General features: G+C 54.2%; 17 protein-coding genes. 11 read left to right on the top strand and 6 right to left on the bottom strand.

Going from position 1 to position 22,310, the window contains the following annotated elements:
- The first annotated feature begins 322 nt into the window (after positions 1–322).
- Positions 323–874, top strand: a complete 552-nt coding sequence (locus BIND_RS20590) for an ATP-binding protein (RefSeq protein WP_158304373.1) — start codon at positions 323–325, stop codon at positions 872–874.
- A gap of 533 nt (positions 875–1,407) precedes the next feature.
- Here BIND_RS20590 and BIND_RS21630 read toward each other — a convergent pair.
- The 3 genes from BIND_RS21630 to BIND_RS10100 all read right to left on the bottom strand — a co-directional run bounded on the left by BIND_RS21630 (position 1,408) and on the right by BIND_RS10100 (position 4,068).
- The gene (locus tag BIND_RS21630; protein WP_012384977.1) at positions 1,408–2,511 is read right to left on the bottom strand and encodes a hypothetical protein; all 1,104 of its coding nucleotides are present in this window, start codon (positions 2,509–2,511) and stop codon (positions 1,408–1,410) included.
- Between the two features lie 396 nt (positions 2,512–2,907).
- Positions 2,908–3,267 (bottom strand): hypothetical protein, encoded by a 360-nt coding sequence (locus BIND_RS10105; RefSeq protein WP_012384976.1) that lies wholly within the window; start codon positions 3,265–3,267, stop codon positions 2,908–2,910.
- 78 nt (positions 3,268–3,345) lie between these two features.
- Positions 3,346–4,068 carry an MgtC/SapB family protein gene (locus BIND_RS10100; RefSeq protein WP_012384975.1) on the bottom strand — a complete coding sequence of 241 codons (723 nt, stop codon included), beginning with the start codon at positions 4,066–4,068 and terminating at the stop codon, positions 3,346–3,348.
- 493 nt (positions 4,069–4,561) lie between these two features.
- Between BIND_RS10100 and BIND_RS10095 the strand changes: the two genes are divergently transcribed.
- Positions 4,562–6,280, top strand: a complete 1,719-nt coding sequence (locus BIND_RS10095) for a hypothetical protein (RefSeq protein WP_012384974.1) — start codon at positions 4,562–4,564, stop codon at positions 6,278–6,280.
- A gap of 97 nt (positions 6,281–6,377) precedes the next feature.
- On the opposite strand, the gene BIND_RS10090 is transcribed toward BIND_RS10095, so the two are convergent.
- The gene (locus BIND_RS10090; RefSeq protein ID WP_012384973.1) at positions 6,378–6,809 is read right to left on the bottom strand and encodes an OsmC family protein; all 432 of its coding nucleotides are present in this window, start codon (positions 6,807–6,809) and stop codon (positions 6,378–6,380) included.
- 533 nt (positions 6,810–7,342) lie between these two features.
- Here BIND_RS10090 and BIND_RS10085 point away from each other — a divergent pair.
- The 8 genes from BIND_RS10085 to BIND_RS10050 all read left to right on the top strand — a co-directional run bounded on the left by BIND_RS10085 (position 7,343) and on the right by BIND_RS10050 (position 17,275).
- On the top strand, positions 7,343–8,467 hold the full coding sequence (locus tag BIND_RS10085) for a helix-turn-helix transcriptional regulator (protein WP_012384972.1): 1,125 nt from the start codon (positions 7,343–7,345) through the stop codon (positions 8,465–8,467).
- A 248-nt stretch (positions 8,468–8,715) separates the two neighbouring features.
- The gene (locus BIND_RS10080; RefSeq protein ID WP_012384971.1) at positions 8,716–9,849 is read left to right on the top strand and encodes a helix-turn-helix transcriptional regulator; all 1,134 of its coding nucleotides are present in this window, start codon (positions 8,716–8,718) and stop codon (positions 9,847–9,849) included.
- Positions 9,850–10,335: 486 nt separating this feature from the next.
- Positions 10,336–11,463 carry a helix-turn-helix transcriptional regulator gene (locus tag BIND_RS10075; RefSeq protein ID WP_012384970.1) on the top strand — a complete coding sequence of 376 codons (1,128 nt, stop codon included), beginning with the start codon at positions 10,336–10,338 and terminating at the stop codon, positions 11,461–11,463.
- 287 nt (positions 11,464–11,750) lie between these two features.
- Positions 11,751–12,995 carry a tryptophan synthase subunit beta gene (gene trpB / locus BIND_RS10070; RefSeq protein ID WP_012384969.1) on the top strand — a complete coding sequence of 415 codons (1,245 nt, stop codon included), beginning with the start codon at positions 11,751–11,753 and terminating at the stop codon, positions 12,993–12,995.
- A 782-nt stretch (positions 12,996–13,777) separates the two neighbouring features.
- Complete coding sequence (locus BIND_RS21625; protein ID WP_158304372.1) at positions 13,778–13,942, top strand: hypothetical protein; 165 nt, start codon at positions 13,778–13,780, stop codon at positions 13,940–13,942.
- Positions 13,943–14,182: 240 nt separating this feature from the next.
- Positions 14,183–15,016: a tryptophan synthase subunit alpha gene (gene trpA / locus BIND_RS10060; protein ID WP_012384967.1), complete on the top strand. Its 834-nt coding sequence runs from the start codon at positions 14,183–14,185 to the stop codon at positions 15,014–15,016.
- A gap of 63 nt (positions 15,017–15,079) precedes the next feature.
- Positions 15,080–15,949 (top strand): acetyl-CoA carboxylase, carboxyltransferase subunit beta, encoded by an 870-nt coding sequence (gene accD / locus BIND_RS10055; RefSeq protein WP_012384966.1) that lies wholly within the window; start codon positions 15,080–15,082, stop codon positions 15,947–15,949.
- Between the two features lie 9 nt (positions 15,950–15,958).
- Positions 15,959–17,275: a bifunctional folylpolyglutamate synthase/dihydrofolate synthase gene (locus tag BIND_RS10050; protein WP_012384965.1), complete on the top strand. Its 1,317-nt coding sequence runs from the start codon at positions 15,959–15,961 to the stop codon at positions 17,273–17,275.
- 176 nt (positions 17,276–17,451) lie between these two features.
- Here the strand turns inward: BIND_RS10050 and BIND_RS10045 are convergent, their stop codons facing one another.
- Together BIND_RS10045 and BIND_RS10040 are read right to left on the bottom strand one after the other, a co-directional pair.
- Positions 17,452–18,534: a hypothetical protein gene (locus BIND_RS10045; RefSeq protein WP_012384964.1), complete on the bottom strand. Its 1,083-nt coding sequence runs from the start codon at positions 18,532–18,534 to the stop codon at positions 17,452–17,454.
- A 134-nt stretch (positions 18,535–18,668) separates the two neighbouring features.
- Positions 18,669–18,971 (bottom strand): hypothetical protein, encoded by a 303-nt coding sequence (locus tag BIND_RS10040; protein WP_148210609.1) that lies wholly within the window; start codon positions 18,969–18,971, stop codon positions 18,669–18,671.
- Between the two features lie 669 nt (positions 18,972–19,640).
- Here BIND_RS10040 and cckA point away from each other — a divergent pair.
- Positions 19,641–22,184 (top strand): cell cycle histidine kinase CckA, encoded by a 2,544-nt coding sequence (cckA, locus tag BIND_RS10035; RefSeq protein ID WP_012384962.1) that lies wholly within the window; start codon positions 19,641–19,643, stop codon positions 22,182–22,184.
- Positions 22,185–22,310: the final 126 nt, after the last annotated feature.

Genomic DNA, 22,310 nt, shown 5'->3' with positions numbered 1-22,310 from the left:
ATGTTCGGGTAGCAATTATATATTGTACAATGCCCGTTGGTAGAATAGTCGGAGAGTTCGATATCGTGGATATTATCAGGGATTCTCCAGATAGGCTGTGGGAGCGAAGCCAATGGGGCTCTGGCATATCAAGGGAATACTTTGACTCGTATTTCGACGGATGCAAAGATGCGTATGCTCTTCAGATTGGGAATGTTCGAGAATTTGAGCCGCACATTAATCCGTCTGATCTGGTTGATAAGTTCACGCCACCACAGTCCTATATGTACATAGGCGAGGATAGAAAGCGTGATATGGCTACACAGCTAGAGTTACTTTGGTCGTGACTCATAGACTTCTCCTTTTTGGTGTTTCGGGGGTTGGTAAGACGACAGCATGTCGCTCCTATACCCTGCGACATGCTAACGTCTTATGCCTCAATGCAGGTAGCCTGTTGAGTGCGGCCTCCCATTGTGAGGCTAATGAATTACGATCCTCTAGCTCCGACGCAATTATTCGTAGGCAGTTCTTTCTTGCCGATGCGTTAGATCGGCAGCTACGTGGATGTAATGCCGAATTAGTAATTATTGATGGCCATGCTATCATCGACAATAATCGGGAACTCGTGCGGGTGCCGGTGGAGGTCGTACAATCTCTCAAACCACACGGACTTTTGCTACTCGAGGCTTCGGTAAGCGACATTTTCCATCGCCGTTTAGAACGTAAACAGTGCCCATATCGTTCTGAATTAGAACTATCCTTAGAGATGGAGCAGGAGAGGCAGGCAGTTGAAAGCTATGCGAATGAGCTTGGCTTACCTTTTGAGAAAGCCTGCTCAACCAAGGGGTTTGAGCTTGACGCTATCGTGCAGGCTATCAGGCCAAGATTGGGCTAGGCCTTTATTGTCAAGTGTACTCTTCAACTCATTGTATCCTAACTCTGATGAGTTTGGGATGTAGACTCCAGATCTAACAGAAGTGAGATCAAACCCATACCAGTCGAATATTCGCTCAAACGCAGCGAGCTTCCCTTCACTCACTGTCAAGTGAGGCTTGTCAACATTAAGCCATTTTAGAAGCCCATCGAAAATTCGAAGGCCGATGCCGCGTCCCATATGCGAGGGAGCGACCCGCACGGTGCATATCTTCCGCTCGGCTTCCTCTCGCTTTCCGATCCCTAAGCCGACTAGGCGACCTTCACGCTCAATAGGTAGCAGTGTCCTGGTCCCAATCCGTAGACCCGGAACAACCTTGGAACAGAACCAAGGAACGATATCAGGATAATCACCAGAAAGGGGCATAAGGAAGGCTAACGCTTCTCGCTCGGTCGCGGATAGAGTGGGACGAGCAATTTCAGATTCGGCGCAGATCATCTGCGGGTAAGCTCCAGGCACGAGATATCGCCGATCATGCCATTGCGTCATTCGGTTTACCGAGGCTCCGGCAATGAGTGAGTCGGTTTCGAAGGACTCACTGGTAAGTTCATGCTCCAGATTCGATTCCATACATAGTCTATCCATACATGTTCAATATGGGGTTGGATCTCAGAAGCAACAAGATTACCAACGATGCCGAACACGAAAGCGACGGCTAAATATGCATATAAGGTTCGGCGACCGCTTCTACGTGTTTGAAGTTTCACAAAAGCGGAGAAATCTTCAACGCCTTGAGCCTCATCCTTGCGCCAGTGATAAACCATCATACCGGGAGGTATCCCACTCGGAATGTAAGGGTCCCAGAGATCGTGCTCCAGGAGTCTGTTCTTGTGTGACTCCCGATTGCTTGCTGTTAAGTCCGACAGAACAGGGACCGCAGTTAGAAACGCTACCTTCGTGATTGCAAGGGAGACAGCGTGATCTGTTCTCATGCGTGTTTCAATGGAGGGGGGAAGCGTGCGGGCTTCATTCAAGCGAAAGTCCACATATTCGACTTCGTCGAAACCGCTCTGAAAGAACCTGTCTTTCGGCGGTATCACTCGTACAAACGGTCCCTTTCTCCTGTCCTTAACATAAATTCTTAACCTGAAGTAAGCTGCTGCGAGGATCGTCGTGCAAACCTCGTCAATAGCACAACGAGTTATCTCTAATAGAGTTCCGCCAGGATAGTCTGTCCTTGACAACTGTGAAAGGTCAATCTTTCCTGAAGAGTCCTTCATGAACTTGTGAACGCGGCAGTATGGAGCTTGCCCCTTTTGCAACTCGACACGAGGAGGACCTGGCGGACCAGCAGATATGCATGATAGAGGTTCATTGAATATCCCCTGTGCAATGCTTACTTCCGAAAAATAAGGGCCGCAGTCTTCAATTGTGTTATCGTCGAGTACTTCAGGAATGAAAATGTATACCTTCTCTGTCAGCAAGGGGGTTGCCAGCCAAATTCCTATCTCCGCGAAATCCCTAGCCGGGTGACCTCGACGTCCTGAAAAATCGGTGTCCCCAGCTATACGCCAATAATTGAAGTGTACTTCGGCCGTGGCATTTTGCGAGCCAGCTCGATGCACACACCAAACTGCCATACTACCATTAGCCGCCACTGGCCTCTCCAAGGTTCTTCGCGTTTCGATCGAGGGATTTCCCCATTCCTATATTTCCGAGAGAATACGTCGTCAACGCCGTTAATGGACGTATTATACTTGGTTAAGAGCCTTCAAATAAGATCGTGACCCTAGCACCGTGACGGGACTTCGGCAAAGGCGTGCGGAGCCGAGTTGACGTGCCGAGATATGGGAGTGGCTGTTTTGGAGTGACGACACTTCAGTGCTTAACGAGAACGATGGAATCCGATAGACAAGTTGAGGAAAATGGCGCGAATATCTGCTTTTGACTAAATCATCCGTTCGATTTACGTAACGAATATCCATTTTGGGTCGAGTTGCGCATTCGATTTTAAGAATGCGCGAACCTCCCCGCTGATCTTCTCTGGAGGATGATCATTCCAAGCCGGCTTCTGATGGATCTGCATTTTGTAAAATCCCGACCGGATAATTCACTTCCCGCTTGCCGCCCGTAAATCCCGGCGTCGGATTTTGCTGCGAGGCGGGAATCCACAGGAAGCCATCATTATCGACCCACATGGCATCCGACCAGATCAGCCTCGGATTGGCAATCAAGGTTGAAACCTTGCCATCGGCACCAATCGCCAGAATGCGGCGATTGTCCGTGCCACTCAGATAGATCGTACCAGCATCGTCAATGGCGATGCCGCCAGTTGTTGGCGTATTGCCACGGACTTGTTCTACGTGGGACGCAAGTTCTGCGGGACTGAAATTTCCATCATCGAGCCAATGCAAGAGTTTTGGCGAAACAACAAAGCGTGCATCGCTCGACTTTGATCAGCCGTCGCTTTTTTTGTTGCGTCTTTCGCGCCTTTATTCCGACCCGGCTGTATTCATTTCCCAGCTCGCATGGCGCACGTCTGGTTGTGTGCGGAGATTGGCGAGTGCCGCGTCGAGCGCCTTGGCATCGATCGACGTGGCAACGAGCGTGGCCACCAGATCCGTTACCGTATCCGAGACTTCCTCGGTCTCGATCTCGCTGATCGGCAGATTGGCGGTGGATAATTGACGTGTGAGCTGATTGCGGACAGTGGGCACCGCTTCGTCGTTCACCGTGACGCGAACGGTGAATTCGCCTTCTGATGCAATCGTGTCGAGCGGCCGGCTGTTGATGAGATTGACCACCGGCCGCAGCAGCGTATTGCCCATGAGAATGAATATCGTCACCATCACGGCTTCGGCGACCATGTCGGCGCCGGCGCAGGCTCCGACCGCGGCCGAGGCCCAGAGCGTCGCCGCCGTATTGAGCCCGCGGACATTGGCGCCCTCCTTCATGATCGTGCCAGCGCCGAGGAAACCGACGCCGGAGACTACATAAGCGATGACGCGGACCGCTCCCTCCGTGCCGCCGATCCGCGCCGCGAGATCGACAAAGGCGGCTGCGCCGACAGCGACGAGAACATTGGTGCGCAAGCCCGGCACACGCTGGCGATATTGCCGCTCAGCGCCGATCGCCGTGCCGAGCACAAAAGCCGAAAACAAGCTGACGAAGGAATCCAGAAAGGGTGCGAGCTCAAAGGTTTGAATGAAACGCATGAAATCGGCCTGTTTCAACCTCGGGGAGAGGGATGGCATGGGACGGATGAGGAATCCCATTTCATAACAGGAGAATATTGAACAAGGGTGACGAGGAGGTCTGCCTGGGCTTTGCCCGAAATGGGAGGGGAAACGAACAAGCCGATTCACGACGAAGTGAAACCTGACTTCGGGATGCGGCGTCGCAAAATCGCTCATAAGGCTTATGAATCAAGGGGGATGACGGCTAAAAGGGAAATAGCCATGCCATGGAGGTGCTTCTCGCCAATGGTGAAACCAGAGGCCAAATATGAAAGATATTTTAGTTCTCGAATCGCGAACGATTGCCCTTGTAGAAAATCTGGACGGGTCGATGTGGTCCCCCTGATTGAGTTTGTACCTAGTATCGAGAATCACAGATTCTCGAACCGTCACTTTTAAAACCGTATCCACCCTTATTGAACAGCGACGAGTCGCGCTTCAATAAGGGTGGATACGAGGAGACTGCCTGATAATGCTTGGATTTCGACGGCGTTTCCTCCCCGATAATAGGGCTGCGCGCCTCGCGTGGGTCTTGCTTCTGGCCGGTGTCTTCGGGCCGCTTCATGCCTTGCCCGTAAAAGCCGATGATATGGCGGCGGAAATCCGAGCCTTGAAAAAGAAGCTGGAGGATTTCGACGTCATCAAGGCGCGGCTGAAGGAACTCGAGGAAAAGGTCAACGGGCAGGCCTCCCATGAACACAAAACCCATATCGTTCACGTTCATGAGCGGCCGCAGCCGGTTCACGGCACGGCGGCGCCGCAGAATGAGGCTTCCGCGCAGCATGTGCATATTCGTGATCCCTTCGGTGCGGCCCATGAGCGTGTTCCGGTTACGACGCCTTTGCCGATTAATCAGTTGAGTGGCCATTATACATTCGACTTCAACGGTATACGGGTGACGCCCGGTGGCTATGTCGATCTCGATGGCGTTTTCCGCAGCAAGAATCTAGCATCTGACATAGCGACGCCGTTCAATGCCATTCCCTATGGCAATATTCCGCTTGGCCATACGCGTGAGTTTCGCGGCAGCTCGCGACAGAGCCGTGCCTCCATTCTCATTGAGGCGAATGTGAGCCCGGTGACGCATCTTGCAGCCTATGGCGAATTCGATTTTCTCGCAGCACCGCAGACGGCGAATACAAACGAGAGCAATTCCTTCTCACCGCGTATCCGTAATCTCTATGGAACCGTGGATTGGGGTGATCTCGGCCTTCATTTGCTCGCCGGTCAATCCTGGTCGCTTGCGACTATCAATCATAACGGGATCATGCCGCGCGACGAATACCTCCCACAGACCATCGATGTCGGCTATGTTCCAGGGTTCGTATGGACACGGCAACCTCAGTTGCGTCTGACCAAGGAACTCATGAATAAGGAACTCTGGATTTCGGCCTCGCTCGAAAATCCGGCGACGACTTTCTATAATGTTGGCTCGACGCCCTGGGGGACTGCGCCTCTGCCACCAACCTTGCTTTACATGACTCAGGGCGGTTCATTGTTCGACGCACAAAATCAGATGTCGATTAATCATGTGCCGGACATTATCGGTAAGATCGCCTATGAGCCGACTGTATTCGATCGCAAGACTCATATGGAATTGTTCGGAATCTATCGCGACATTTATACGCGCAATCAATTTGCCAATCACGATGTTGCGGCCGGCGGTATTGGTGGCTCGCTGATCTTTCCGATCATCCCCAAAACACTCAACTTGCAACTTTCTGGCCTGACCGGGACGGGCATCGGCCGCTATGGCTCGGCGCTCTTGCCTGATGCGACGATCGATCCCAATGGGGCGGTTTCTCCGATTCCAGAAACCATTCTTTTCGCTGGCTTGACATGGAGCCCCACGTCTAAGCTCGATCTCTATGGTTATGGCGGCGAGGAATTCGAGCGGGCGACTTATGCGACCACTGCTTCCGGCCTAGCCTATGGCTATGGAAACCCGCTGTACGACAATAGAGGCTGTTCGACAGAGGGCGCGCCGAGCACGACTTGCAATGGCAATACGAAACTCATCCGTCAGATCACTGGCGGACTCTGGGACCATATTTACGATGGGCCCTTCGGCCATTTGAAATTCGGCATGCAATATTCCTATACGCAGCGCTTTGGTTTCGTCGGCATCGGCGGCGCCCCCAAGACGGACGAACATATCTTTCTGACCAGCCTGCGTTATTATCCCTTCTGATACCACGGCTATAGGAACGGCCTGCGCGTACTTTTGCGCGCGCAGGCAACAGGCCTGGCCGAGCTTTTCGTATGGCGTCGATCAAGTCACAAAAAGATCAGGCCAGCAAAGTGGCTTCCAGGCTGATGTCGGCCTTGATCACTTTCGAAAGCGGGCAATTGGCCTTGGCCTTATTGGCGAGTTCGGTGAACGTTGCCTGGTCCGCTCCGGGAATCTTGGCCGTCAGGGTCAGGTGGACCTTGGTGATCGCAAAACCGCCCTCGACCTGATCCAGAGAGACCTTGGCGGTCGTTTCCATCTCCGTGGCGACGAGCTTCGCCTCACCGAGGATGAGCGATAGCGCCATGGTGAAGCAGCCGGCATGAGCAGCGCCCAGAAGTTCTTCCGGATTGGTGCCTTTCTGGCCCTCGAAACGGGAGGCGAAACCATAGGGATAGGCGTCCAACGCGCCGCTTTCGGTTGAAATAGCGCCCTTGCCATCCTTGAGCCCACCGGACCATTTGGCTGAAGCCTTGCGGACGATTGTCATGTCTTGCTCCGTCGTTTTGAGGAGGGGAAACCTGCATGCGAGTAGAAGAAACTTGTTTCGGGCCTACCTTGCGCTGCCTACTTGTGTTTTGGGCGTCTCCTGAAAAGTAAAATAGAGATTCCCGATAAAGCGGCAATGACACCTTTTGTTGATGGAGGAGGGATGATCTCATTCCGCCGATTGTCTGTCGGGCGAGGAAGCGCAAAACCCGATGGATGGCGGGCAGGCGAAAATTGATGCCGAGGGCAGCATCGGAAGCAAAGCACCTGGACGAGCGTGAAAAAGTGAAAGATTAAAGACAATCCCGCGAAAAAACTGTCGCGTTTTGGCTTCACAGACGCATGATTCAGTCCAGGAGGAGCATTTTTTATGTTTATTGACTTGCCATAAATTAATAAATAATATTTTATTAAAGGGCCTATGCTGCTACCATATGGCATAATATGGGTAGTTTTTTATATTGAATACTCTTTTCCCAAGGGTTTCCCACTCTTGAAAGGTCACGCTTTTGGAACGATCCATGGTGGATAGGCGTGATTGATCCTTTTGTCGAAAGTTTAATCCGCGCCATCTATGATTGTGTTGTTGATCCTTCCGGCTGGGAGGAAGTTCTGCGGCGTATTGTCACCAAGACCAACGCTGTCTCCGCTTCTATGCAGACGACATTTGATGCAAAGCCCAGCAATATTGCAAGATGGAATGTCGATCCTTTCTATTCAAAGATCTATCTAGAGCATTTTTATACTGTAAATCCTTTCATTCCTCTTCGTATGAACTATATGGCTGAAAAGGTTTATAGTGGAGATAGCCTCACCACGACGGCCTCGTATCGCGAGTCCTCCTTCTTCAATGAATTCGCCAAGCCGCAGGAGTGGGAAGGCTTCAATGGCATCAGCCTCAATGGACCGGGTTCCGCTGATGTCCTTGCCCTGATGCATAACCGGAATGCAGATTTTGCGCAGACGGGGGGCGAGGATCTTCTTTCCCGTCTCGCCCCGCACGTCTGTCGAGCCTATGATCTCGGCGGTTTGCTGGCCAAAGCGCATCAGACGACGGATTTTTTGGGGCAGGCTATCGCTGCGGCCGGTTTCGGGACCGTTCTGCTGAGTGAGAATTGCCGGATCATCTATGCCAATCAGGTCGCTGAAGACATGCTCCGCCAGCAAAGCGGTCTTGTTTTCATCAGAGGTGAACTCCTTGCTGAGGCATCGCCACTGACCAGCCAGCTGCAAGCCTTGGTCCGCGCCTGTGTCGATCAAAAAGCTGCGACTTATCCCCTTGGCACGATACTCAAGCTAACGCGCCGCAAAATCGATCAGCCCATCCTCGTCCATGTTCTGCCCCTCCGAGAAAAGACGGCAGCCATGCTTACCAACAAGGTGCGCCCGGTTGCGGCTCTTTTCCTGATCGATCCGCATCAAGATCTTTCCGCGCGTTTGCAAAGCTTCGCCAATGCCTATGCTCTGACATCGGTAGAGATCGCGATCATGAGCGAAATCATCCAAAGCGACTCGCTGACGATCATCGCGGCGAAACTCGGCATGGCTGCCTCGACCTTGCGGACGCATCTTGGACGTCTCATGGCCAAGACCGGAGCGAGCAACCGGCTTGCACTCCTGCGCCGCTTTTTCGAAATGGCCAGCTTGGCCATGCCGTGAAACGCTATATAAATGCTTAAATTTTATCTGATAAGCGCATGCCACCACTTTATCATAGCATTAGCAGTTAATAGAGTAAAACCAGTTTCTTACATATCGGATTAAAATACAATTTTTAATAAGATTTGAAATTTGTTTGATCTCGCTCTATTGCTACCTTTTGTCTTATTTACAGCGAATTGGGTTGCATACACAGTCTTTGCCCTAAATTGAAACCTTAATTTTGGGGAGATCTCTGGTGGGTAGGCGTGATTGATCCTTTAATCGAAAGCCTGATCCGCGCCATCTATGATTGCGTCATTGATCCTTCCGGCTGGGAAGAGGTTCTGCAGTGTATTGTCACTCAGACCCATGCAGTCTCCGCGGCCATGGAGGCGGATAGCGGCATACCAGGGGTAAAGCCCAAAATCGTTGCGACTTGCGATGTTGACCCTTTCTATACCAAGGCCTACCGAGACTATTTTTATAAGCTCGATCCCTTCGTTCCCTTTCTCCAGGCGGAAGCGCCGGAACAAGTTTGTATTGGGAATTTTCTGACCGAGACCGCCCTTTACCGATCTTCGGCTTTCTTCAATGAATTCGCCAAACCGCAGGAATGGGAAGCTCTCATCGGCATCAGCCTCAACGGGTCTGGCTCGGCGGATGTTCTGGCTCTCATGCGAAACCGAAAAACCGATTTCACTCAGGCCGGCATCGAGCGTTTTCTCTCCATTCTCGCACCGCATTTGCGGCGTGCCTACGATCTCAGCACCTTGCTGGTGAGGACCCGTCAGACAACGAACCTCTTGGGACAGGCCATTGCGGCGGCGGGTTTCGGAACTATTCTGCTGAACGAGAAATGCCGGATCATCTATGCTAACCAGGTCGCTGAGGACATGCTCCGCCAGCAAAAAGGCTTAGCCTTCATCAGAGGGCAACTCGTGGCCGAAGCCTCGCCCCTGACTGCTCAACTCGAGGCTTTGGTGCGTGCCTGTGTCGATCCTCGCGCCTCGACCTTTCCGCTCGGCAGGATCCTCAAACTCCCGCGTCGTGGCTCAGATCAGCCGATCCTTGCTCATGTCCTTCCCTTGCAGGACAAGACGGCAACCATGCTGACGGACAAGGCGCAGCCGGTCGCTGCGCTTTTCTTGATCGATCCGCATCAAGATCTTTCCGTGCGTTTGCAAAGCTTCGCCGAGACCCATGCACTGACATCGGCAGAGATCGCGATTTTGGGCGAAATTATTCAAAGCGAGTCGCTGACGATCATCGCGGCGAAACTTAGCATGTCTGCCTCGACTTTGCGGACGCATCTTGGACGTCTCATGGTCAAGACCGGAGCGGGTAACCGGCTTGCACTCCTGCGCAGCTTTTTCGAAATGCCCAGCTTGGCCATGCCGTGAAAGCTCTGGCGTAATAACGATGTGTTGCTGTTTGCGCGTTATTTATGGTTTTTGTCATGTTGTACTATGCATTGTGGATAATGATGCTTAGTTTGTTTCTATAGTTTTTGCTCTTTCACAAAATATATTAATAATATTATAGTATTAAATAATTAGTTATTTATGAGCTAAGGTATTACTTGTTGCGTCGGACCCATCGGCTCCAACAGGCCGAGAAGGGACGCTTTCCCATTCCTCGAAATTGCAGGATGAGAATTGCCAAAGGATTTGAAGCCGTGCCGTGGCTGGCTGGGCCGAGGCTTTGGATTTTTCGCTGGAAAGCACCATGCGTAAGCGGAACCTTTGGCTTGCTTGTAACTTTAAATTGTAATGGCCTAATCGGGTCTGAAAATAGTTACGACCAATGCTCCTAATATGGAAACATGGTTCTCAAAATCTCAAGATCCTGAAAGGTCACGCTTTTGAAAAGATCCGTGGTGGACAGGGGTGATTGATCCCGTCGTCGAAAATTTGATCCGCGCCATCTATGATTGCGTCATCGATCCATCGGGTTGGGAAGACGTCCTGCAAAGGATCGTCACCCATACCCATGGCGTTGCCGCCGCTTTGGAAGCGGAGATGTCAGAGACAAAGCCTAAGAAGATCGCAAGCTATAATTTCGATCCTTTTTATGACTTTGCTTATCGAAGCCATTTTCATGCCTTGAATCCGTTCATCCCTGGCCGATTGTCCCAAATGGCCGAAACCGTTTCTATTGGCAATTCCATAACCGATACCGCTGCTTATCGTGCGTCATCCTTTTATAATGAATTCGCCAAGCCCCAGGGATGGGAAGCCTTTATCAGTGTGAATCTCAATGGACCTGGGGGCGCCGATGTCTTCGCCCTCATGCGAAGCCAAAAAACCGATTTCGCTCAGACGGGCATCGAACATTTTCTGACTCTTCTCGCGCCGCATTTGCGGCGTGCCTATGATCTTTCCAGCCTCCTGGCCCATAGTCGTCAGACGGCGGAGTTTCTAGGGCGGGCGATTGCCACTGCGGGGTTCGGCACTATTCTCCTGAGCGAAAAATGCCGGATCGTCTATGCCAATGAGGTTGCCGAGGAGCTGCTTCGTCAGCAACAGGGGCTGGCTTTCATTCGAGGTGAACTCGTCGCGGAGGCAACGACCCTGACCTCCCGACTTGCGGCCATGGTGCGCGCCTGTGTCGACCCGCGGGCCTTGACCGATCCGCTCACCACAATGCTCGAGCTCCCGCGCCGCGGTTCGGATCAGCCCATCCGCGTGCATGTCTTGCCCCTTCAGGAAAAGACGGCGGCGATGGTGGCCCATCGGGCACGGCCCGTTGCCGCGCTTTTCCTGGTCAATCCGCAGCATGATCTTTCCACTCGGATGCAAAGTTTTGCCGATGCTTATTCCTTAACGTCGATCGAGATCGCAATCCTGGGGGAACTCATTCACAGTGAGTCGCTGACATTGGTCGCTGCGAAGCTTGGCGTGTCTGCCTCGACCTTGCGGACGCATATGGGACGCTTGATGGCCAAGACCGGGACAAGAAATCGACTTGAACTTCTCCGCAGCTTCTTCGAAATGTTCTGCTTCGCTTCGCGGTAAAAAGCGCGCATATGCTCATGTGCGTGAGACATGCGGTTTAGAGCACCAGACGTTCGGATCGATCTGCCATCTGATGCTCTCGATCTTCGAAAGCGGATCAGATTGATCCTAAAAGGGTGATCCATTTTAGGATGAGATGCTCTAGAGCCTTTTCATGACAGGCTGGATCATGAAAAGGCTCTAATCTATTTGACGAGAAGCTATTTTCTCGATCCAAGCCCATTGGCTAGGGTTGCAAACGCCCCGACTGAACAAAGGAGGGGCGAAGAAGGAAACAGGATCAAACCATGCCCCACGAACCTCTCAATTCCTATCGCTCGGGCCCGGATGAGAGAGGGCATTTCGGCATTTTTGGTGGTCGATTCGTCGCCGAAACCTTGATGCCGCTGATTCTCGATCTCGAAAAGCATTATGCGCTGGCACGCGTCGATCCCGCCTTCAAGGCGGAGCTCGATGGTCTTCTGACGCATTATGTCGGCAGGCCGAGCCCTCTTTATTACGCTGAGCGTTTGACCGAACATGTGCGTGCTATTGCGGCGCACGCCGGTGGCAGGGGAGGCGCCAAGGTCTATTTCAAGCGCGAGGAGCTGAACCATACGGGCGCGCATAAGATCAATAATGTGCTCGGCCAGATTCTCTTGGCGCGGCGGATGGGCAAGACGCGCATCATCGCCGAGACGGGGGCCGGCCAGCATGGCGTAGCGACCGCCACGGCCTGCGCGCGCTTCGGCCTCGAATGCGTGATCTATATGGGCGCGGTCGACGTCGAACGGCAAAAGCCCAATGTCTTTCGCATGAACCTTTTGGGTGCCAAGGTTGTGCCCGTGCAATCGGGAGCACGAACCCTGAAGGATGCGATGAACGAGGCCTTGCGTGACTGGGTGACCAATGTCACCGATACATTCTATTGCATTGGCACGGCGGCGGGTCCGCATCCTTATCCAGCCATGGTGCGTGATTTCCAATGCGTGATCGGCGAGGAAACTCGCACGCAAATGCTGGAACGCGAGGGGCGGCTTCCCGACTCGCTTTTTGCCTGCATTGGCGGCGGTTCCAATGCAATCGGCCTGTTTCATCCCTTTCTCGACGAGCCGAATGTGGAGATTTACGGGGTCGAGGCGGCGGGTTTCGGCCTCGACAAGCAACATGCCGCCTCGCTAGCGGGTGGACGGCCTGGCGTCTTGCACGGTAATCGGACTTATCTTCTCATGGACGCGGATGGTCAGATCGAAGAAGGCCACTCGATCTCGGCGGGGCTGGATTATCCGGGGATCGGCCCGGAACACGCATGGTTGAAGGAGACCGGCCGCGTCACCTATCTCTCGGCCCGAGACGATGAGGCCTTGGACGCCTTTCAGCTTTGCGCAAAGCTCGAGGGAATCATCCCGGCGCTGGAGCCGGCTCATGCCTTGGCGAAGGTGGTCGAAGTCGCGCCCTCAAAGCCGCGTGATCATCTTTTGGTGGTCAATATTTCAGGCCGTGGTGACAAAGACATTTTCACGGTCGCCGATTATCTGGCGCCAGTTGGCTAGTGCCATCAGCAGCGATCCAATCAGATGGACCTGCGGCCTTGTTCCATCTGATTGGGCATCACTTTTGGGATCAATCTGATGTACAATTGGACATCGAGAATAAGCGTAGGCCTTAAGGCGGGAGCCATGGGCGGGCGCCTGTGACCAGAATGTTCTTTGCCGAAGAGATTCTAAGTGGAACACGCCGGAGCGCTATCCGCGATCCTTGGGCACAAGATTATCGCGGCTGATCAGCCGAATTCAGCATTTGTTCAGGGTTTGATAGTCTATGCTTAAGGTCCCGCTTATTTCTTGATTCAGCTGATTTGAATAATTTGCTCTCTTCACTATGTAATGATAAAAAATGCCGGCTCCGAAGCTTTTCGATTCATGATGTATTTTCGAAAACCTATAGTGTTGCGCAAATTTAACTTTAACATTTTATACTTCAGTATTATGATAAGTTCATATCTGTTCACATGTTATGTTCTCCTTATAATTTCATCAAGCAATGTGATTTTCTATGGCTTAAATTGAATATGTCAAAATATAAATCCGACAAAATTTGTCGATGAATTGTCCAATTTTATAAAAATACATTATTATCGTAAATCCATCCAGACAATTTTTATTGTTGCAGAGTATATTAATGAATAATGCATTAATTATAGTATAAAATGTAGCTTTTATTAATGAATTTCCATATTATATATTATGCACGTTATGTTGATAAATTATATTGAATAATCCATTTGAGGTTGCCCGTGGCCCATGAAGACGATTTTTCCGATTGCGATCGAGATATGTCCACCGACGAACGTTTGCTCGAAATGCTCTATCTCGCCGCTGATGTCGATCATCTCTCGCGCCTCGCGATGCATATGCATTATCCCGATATTGCACAGGCTTTGGCGAAGACCGCTTCGGACATTCTCGCTCTGGTGCGAACGTCTCGATCCAAGGGTTAGACCTACCTTTTTTGATGCTACTTGAAAGACAAGGGCTCGGAAACGTCTAAACAGACGTGAGCAATGGGCGGCCCGTCTCGGCGCAGGGGCTGACTAATCGGGGGACGTCGATCGCAAAATCTGTTTCCTTGCAGAGGATTTGGTTTTAACGACAAACAGCAAACTCCCAATTCGTGCCTGGAGGGACAAGGGGGAGAAATCTGTCGCACGAGAGTGCCTGTTCAGAGGTGAATCCATTTCATGCCCACACGCATCGATCGCCGCTTCGAGGAATTGGCCAAGGCCGGCCGTGCCGGGCTTGTGACTTTCGTGATGGCCGGCGATCCGGATCTGTCGACTTCTCTCGAGATTTTGCACGCCCTGGTGCGGGCGGGTGCGGATGTGCTCGAGGTCGGCATGCCTTTCACCGATCCCATGGCTGATGGGCCGGCGATCCAGGCGGCGGGCTTGCGGGCGCTCAAGGCTGGGATGACCTTGCGCAAGACCCTCGACATGGTCGCGGCTTTCCGCGCGAAGGACGCGACAACCCCAATCATTTTGATGGGCTATTATAATCCGATCTATATCTTCGGGGTGGAGGCTTTCCTGAACCGGGCCAAGGAAGTCGGCGTGGATGGTCTCATCGTCGTCGATCTGCCTCCCGAGGAGGATGAGGAACTATGCCTTCCGGCGCGGGCGGCCGGGCTGAATTTTATCCGGCTTGCCACACCAACGACCGATGCTGTGCGCCTGCCTGCCGTGCTCGCCAATACGTCGGGTTTCCTCTATTATGTGTCGATCACTGGGATCACAGGCGCAGGGGTCCCTGATTACAGCAAGGTTGCTTCCGCGGTTGCCGGCATCAAGGCGCATACGAATCTACCAGTTGCCGTTGGTTTCGGCGTCAAGACGGCGGAAAGCGCGCGTACGATCGCGTGCCATGCCGATGCCGTTGTCGTGGGGTCAGCCATTGTCGATGCTTTGCGAGCCTCGCTCGATGGCGAGGGCAGGGCGACACCGGCCTGCATAGGCACTGTGGAAAAGCTTGTGGCGGAACTCGCCGAAGGTGTGCGGAGCGCAGCAGCAGCAGCCTGACTGCGCGCACAAAATTGAGTCGCTCCGAGAGCGTAACCCGAGACAATCGCCGAGAGAACCGCAATGAATTGGATTTCCAATGTCGTTCCGCCGAAAATCAGGTCCTTCCTGCGGCGCGATACGCCGGAAAATCTCTGGATCAAATGCCCGGAAAGCGGCGAACTGGTTTTCCATAAGGATCTGGAAGCCAATCTTTTCGTCATTCCGGGGTCGGGTTATCATATGTATATCGCGCCCAAGCCGCGGCTCGATGCTCTATTCGACGAAGGAGTCTATGAGACGATCCCGACGCCGGAGGTCCCGCTCGATCCGCTGAAATTCCGCGATGTCAAACGCTATACCGACCGTATCAAGGAATATCGTCAGAAGACCGGCGCGCCGGATGCGGTCAAATTGGCTTATGGCAAGTTACAAGGCCTCGATGCGGTCGTGGCGGTGCAGGATTTCGCCTTTCTCGGCGGTTCTCTCGGCATGGCGGCCGGGGAGGCTGTCATCACTGGCATGCAGCAGGCGCTTGAACGGCAAGCGCCTTTCATCATCTTCACAGCCTCCGGCGGCGCACGCATGCAGGAAGGCATGTTCTCCCTGATGCAGATGCCGCGTACGACGCTGATGGTGCAGGCCCTGCGGGAGGCCAGGTTGCCCTATATTGTCGTTCTGACACATCCGACGACCGGAGGGGTCAGCGCCTCCTATGCCATGCTCGGCGACATTCAGGTCGCCGAACCCGGCGCCGTCATCGGTTTTGCCGGGGCGCGGGTCATCGAACAGACCATCCACGAACATTTGCCGGAAGGTTTTCAGCGCGCGGAATATCTACAGGCGCATGGCATGGTTGATATGGTGGTGCGCCGGCATGATCTGCCTGCCGTGCTCGCCCGTCTTTGCGCCTTTTTAACCAACAGCCCGCGTCGCGCTCCGATCCCCGCCTGACCCCATCGCATGCAGGCTCTCGACACGCTTCTTGCCCGGCTGTTCACCTTGCATCCGCAGCAGATCGAGCTTTCGCTCGGCCGTATGCGGCGGCTCTTGGACGCCATGGGGTCGCCCGAAAAGCATTTGCCGCCGGTCATTCATGTCGCCGGGACTAATGGCAAAGGTTCGACGGTGGCCTTTTTACGCGCCATTCTCGAGGCTGCGGGCAAAAGGGTCCATGTCTATACGTCGCCCCATCTCGTGCGGTTTCATGAGCGGATCAGGCTCGGCGCGCCGGGCGGCGGCCGTCTTGTCGGTGATGCTGAATTATTGGAGGCTCTGCGCTTTTGCGAGACCGTCAATAAGGGGCAACCGATCACCTTTTTCGAATCGACCACGGCGACCGCTTTCCATCTCTTTGCCAAGCATTCGGCAGATTACCTTTTGCTCGAGGTCGGACTCGGCGGCAGGCTGGACGCGACCAATGTTGTCGAAAATCCCCGCATGACGATCATCACACCGGTTTCGATCGATCATCAGGAATTCCTCGGTGAAACGCTTGAGAAGATCGCCGGTGAAAAGGCGGGAATTCTGAAACAGGGGGTACCGGCGGTCATCGGACCGCAGCAACCGCAAGCCTTGGCCGTCATCGAGCGTGACGCGGCACGCTTGCATGCGCCCTTGATTCGCTCCGGCCAAGAATATGGTGTTCGCGAGGAACATGGCCATCTGATCTTCGAGGATGAACGCGGGCTCCTCGATTTACCCTTGCCGCGTTTGCCAGGCCGCCATCAGCATCACAATGCGGCCCAAGCGATCGCGGCGCTTCGCTGGCTCGACGCGGATCTCCCTTTCGAAGCCATCGGACGTGGCATGGTGCAGGTGGAATGGCCGGCGAGATTGCAAAATCTCGCCAAGGGGCTGTTGGTGTCCCTTGCCCCGGAAGGGGCCGAACTCTGGCTCGACGGCGGGCATAATGCCGAGGGAGGACAAGTGCTGGGTCAGGCGATGGCGGATTTCGAAGAAAAGATGCCGCGCCCGCTCGTCCTCATATGCGGTTCGCTGGCCAGTAAGGACACGGTCGCTTTTCTCAGCGCCTTCAAAGGCTTGGCTCAAGAAGTTCTGGCTGTTCCCGTGTTGAGCGAGCGTCATGCGCGCCCGACTAGCGAAGTCGCGGCGGCAGCGCAAAGCGCCGGTCTGTCGGCGGCAGCCTGTGAGAGCGTGAGCTCCGCCCTGCGTTTTCTGGCTGTTCGAGATTGGCGCGTACCGCCCCGGATCTTGATCTGTGGCAGCCTCTATCTTGCGGGCGAGGTTTTAGCGTTGAACGGCCCATCGCCAATATAGATCGTAATCCTCAATCAGAATTATCCATTAAAACAAAGAGATAGGAATTACTTCCTCACCAACTCAATAAAGAACGTCTTCAATTCAATTGAAAATACGCAAGATTAGCATATTCGGCTTTGGCGTTAATGCGCCGAAGCCATTTCTGTTGGATCGTTTCGTTCTTCCAGGGGCGTTTAAGAGTCCGTGGAACTACGGCCAAGCAGCTTCGCCATTTCCTCTTCAAGCGAATCCACTGACTCGGCGATTTTGGCTTCCGACGCGAGATTGGGCTCTGAAGGAGGCGTTGCCACAGGTTCTTCGGCCATCACAGGGATGGGTGTTGGTTCTGGTGTGGGCGGCGGCGGGGGTTGAACCTGTTCGGCCTGCGGCTGCGGAACCGCAGTTTCTGGCGCGAAAGACGGTGCGGTGGGCTCCTCCCGCGTGGCTTCCGTTGACCCTTGGCGTTGTGGCAGAGGTCTCAGGAAAGGTGTGGTGATGGGGGCGCGAGGAAAAGCTGCGGCGGGACCAGCTGCCGGGCTTCCCGGAGCGGTTTGCTCTCGGGTTGGCGTCGGGCGGTTGCCGAGTGTGCCCAAGGGAGGCAAAGGACGCTTGGGCGGCATGGGATAGGCCGGCGTCCGAGGCAACGGTTGGGCAGGGGTGGGGCGCGGAGGAACGGGAGGCGCGCTCTGGGCGGCTAGGGAGCGTTCAGCCTCGCGACGGCTCACCGGGAAGGGCTCTTGCGGTGCCTGTGCCGGGCCCTCGACAGGAGCAAATCGCTCGGGAGCGGGGGTTGGCCGATAAACCGGTTCAGTGCGCGGCAAGGGCTTTTCCGCTGCGACGGGTTCCATCCGCACGGGCTCCGGAACGAGCGGCGGTTCGGTGAAGGGTTGTATCGGAGTCGGAGCGACGCCAGGCGATGGCCAAGGAATTCCAGTCAGGTTTTGACCGGGAATGCCGGCTGGCTCTCGCGTCTCCTTGTCACGTAACCGGCCATCACCCCGGATGATCTCAGCCTCGATCAGGAGATCGTTGGGACCACCGATCATGATGAGATGTTCGGTATTGTCTCGCCGCACGATGAGCAGTTGGCGTTGCCGGTCAAGATCAAAGGCTTCGACCAAGCCGAGCCGTTGCTGGCGCGTCCGCCCGCCCGGCATCCGCAGCTTGCGGCCAAAAGCGAGCCGGAAGATCAGCAGGATGAGCACGACGGCGATCAGGAAAGTGATCAGCGCCACAGCATACATCAGGGTCTTGGATTCGAAAAATTGCTCGTTCAAGGCCTGTATCGATGGTTTGCTTGATGAAATCCGGTTGGGCTCTCTCTGCGGGAGAGGCCCGGTTCCTTTCCGATTAAGGCCAACCGTTCACGAAAGCTAGAGCACACCGTGAAAAACTGGGCAAGCTCGGCGGCTCACCTCATGGGTGTCACGACATTGCCTGGGCCTTCCGGGTGATAAGGGTCAGCGCCGAGCCCCATGCGACCGGCTGTGCCTGAATTATGATAAAGGCGCTGGCGATAAACATCGACCGGGAGAGATGATCCCGCATCAGGATCATAAGTCGGGGAGCGGTGGCGCGCCGCCGGCGCGGTCTGGATCTGTCCAAAGGCTGGATGGAAAGATGCGAGAAACCCATCGCCGAGCAAAAATCCGCCCACCAAAAGGCTTATCGTGAAGAATGAGGCCTTATTGGCGCGGGCAAGTGGGAATTTCATGGCGGACTGCCCCATCATGATCATGGGATCTCATGCGCGCGTCACGGACGGCCAGCCGCATGGATCAAATTCGATAGGCTTCGATATAAGCGCGAAAGACGATCAATTCACGCCTTGCGCTCAATTTTCATGGATCTGGGGAAGCGGCTTCGATTCGAAGGTCCGATAGTCCAGAGGCCGATCCTGAAGAGTGAGAACAAGGCTCCAAAACCGTGTAACCAGCAAGCCTTGCACCAGGATTGTGTGATGAAATCCTTTATACTGATCGTAGATCGATTGGCAATCGAACCCCTCTGACGTTTGGATCGTGGGAAGGGCGGCGTTGGAGAAAGAGTTCACTCTCCATGGACTTCAACAGCCAAAGCGATGGTTAGCTCAGTGATTGTGTATTTAAATCAATAATATATGGAATTTCATTGGAGCTCTGATGGAGAGCGGGCGTTGCAAGGTTTGGTCAGGACATGAACTTAATGGTCATGGAGCGAGTCGTTTGAGAAAAACGAGATCAGATATTTTGCAGCTCGAGAGAGAAAAACGCCTTATGGTGTTGATATCATTTCAAGACTGTCTCGGAATCGATCGGACGGGCTCTCGCATGCCCTGAGCGGAACATCTGATTTGTTTTTTAACACGCACCCTGTTTCTGGCACGAATCGAGGCGATGTCCTTATGACCGATTTCAAAATGCCGGTTCCGATGAAACGCTCCGGCATATCCGGCATGATCTTGCTGTTGTTGACTGTTTTCGTGACAGTGATGGCCGCTTTGTCCTTGCTGCCACGCGAGATGGCTGCCGGTCTCGCTGTCTGGTGCCTGGCCCTCTTCGCGGTGGTCGGCCTTCTCGCGCTTTATGCCTATGCTTGCGGTTGGTTGCGCATTGCGGGACTGAAGCCGGACTTGCACCTGAGCCGTTTGATTTGCGACGAAAGTACCGATGGGCTCGTCGTGACTGATGTGGAAGGATCGCTTCTCTACGGTAATGCGGCTTATGAGGCCTTGGTCGGCCCTCTGGATTTGTGGCGTGGGCCGGCGGTCGAGCGGCGGTTCGCTGACGTGCCGGAAATCAGGGAGGCGATCTATCGCCTGGCTCAGGCGGGTCGGCAAGGCCGGGCAGGGTTAGAGGAATTGCGACTCAGCCCTGCGCTCATGGGGGGCGCGCCTTTTGGCTGGTATCGGATTGCCGTGCGCCCCCTGTTTTTGAAAGAGGCGCGACCGGCGACGCTCTGGAGATTCACCGATATTACGCGCGAGCGGGAGCAACAGGAAAAGCTCTTTGGCGAATGGCGTCGTGCTATTGCTTTTCTCGATCAAGCGCCAGCGGGCTTTTTTTCTTCCGATCGGGACGGACGGATCACCTTTTTGAATGCCACGCTGGCGACATGGCTCGATTATGATGTGACGCCGCGCGAGACGGAAGAGATCGCGCTTTTTCAATTGGATGGACGAGAGACGCGATCAGGTGGCCTCGCGCTCGGGGATTTGATGGCTGGCGATGGGGCCAATGTGCTCGGCGCCAAGAAAGGTGCGCCGGGGGAAGTGCGTTGTGAACAATTGGATCTCGATCTGAAACGGCGTGAAGGCCGGAGCCTGCCCGTGCGGCTCTTGCACCGGATCGCCTTCGGCGAGGATGGACGGCCAGAGACATCCTGCACCCTTGTTCTCAATCGGGCGGCGAATGAAGAACCGGCAGAGGGTCTGCGGGGAAACGAGACTCGTTTCGCACGCGTGTTCGATACCACTCCGATCGCTATGGCGATCGTCGATCGCTCCGGCCAGCTCCTGCGGTCCAATGCTGCTTTCGCTCGTTTCATGCCGGAGGCTCTCGATCGAAACGGCAAAAATCCACCTCGCGCGCTCCAGGCCTCGATTATCGAGCCTGATCGTGCGGGGCTCGATGAAGCGATTCAGGCAGCGGCGCGGTCGGGAGGCGATATTCCACCGGTCGATGTCACGTTTGTCGGCGCGGAAGAACGCTCAGCCAGATTGTTTGTCGCGAGCGCGAATGAAGGACAAGGCGGCGCGATGATCTACGCGCTGGATACGACTGAATTGCGGACCTTGCAGAATAATTTCGCGCAATCGCAGAAAATGCAGGCGATTGGTCAGCTCGCCGGTGGCGTAGCGCATGATTTCAACAATGTGTTGACTGCCATCATCGGCTATTCGGATCTTCTGCTTGCCAATCAGCGTCCGACTGATCCCTCCTTCCAGGATATTATGCAGATCAAGCAGAACGCCAATCGGGCGGCGGGCCTAGTGCGTCAATTGCTGGCTTTCTCACGCCGGCAGACCTTGCGCCCGCAAGTGCTCCAGCTTGGTGATGTTCTCTCCGATCTGCAAATGCTGCTGCGCCGCCTCGTCGGGGAGACAATCGAACTTGATCTACGGCATGGCCGCGACCTCTGGCTCGTCAAGGCCGATCTCAATCAGTTCGAACAAGTCATCGTCAATCTCGTCGTCAATGCGCGTGACGCCATGCCGGACGGCGGACGGATTGCCTTGCGCACGCGCAATATCGAACCTGAAGCCTGCGCCGCTTTCAGTGAAAAAACGGTACGGCCCGCCGAATATGTCCTGATCGAGGTGGAAGATAATGGTCAGGGCATTCCCATCGACGTCAAGGATAAGATTTTTGAACCCTTCTTCACCACCAAGGAAGTTGGAAAGGGGACGGGGCTAGGGCTGGCCATGGTCTATGGCATCGTCAAGCAAACGGGAGGCACTGTCTTTTGTGATAGTGTCTTGGGTGTCGGCACGACCTTTTCGATCCTATTGCCGCGATACAAGGAGGAGCATTCAGCCGAAGCCCCGGTGGTGGAGGCGCCAAAGCCCGCCGCCGATCTTACCGGTCGGGGAACGATCCTGCTCGTCGAAGATGAGGAAGCCGTGCGCGCTTTTGGCGCGCGGGCTCTGACCTCACGTGGTTATACCGTGCTACAGGCAGGTTCCGGCTTAGAGGCGTTGGAAGTCGTCGAACAGAATGAGGGCAAGATTGATCTCGTCGTTTCCGATGTCGTGATGCCGGAGATGGATGGTCCCACAATGTTCGGTGAATTGCGTAAGCGGGGCGTCATGGCCAAGGTCATTTTTGTGTCCGGCTATGCCGAGGAGGCTTTCGCCAAAAATCTGCCGGAGGGACAAGAATTTGCGTTTCTACCGAAGCCTTTCTCCCTGAAACAATTGATCGAAGCGGTGAAAGGGCAAACGACCTGATCATCGCGCGGTATAAATTGTGCTCATGACTATACGGACGGCTGTTGGAACATTCTCGAACTTTTCATTCACCTGTGGGGAATGAAAAAATCCGGGAATGAACCCAAGGATCGCTTAAAGCGACTC

It is taken from the genome of Beijerinckia indica subsp. indica ATCC 9039 (assembly GCF_000019845.1).
Classification (GTDB): Bacteria; Pseudomonadota; Alphaproteobacteria; order Rhizobiales; family Beijerinckiaceae; genus Beijerinckia; species Beijerinckia indica.
This window is presented reverse-complemented; position numbering and strand designations above follow the sequence as displayed.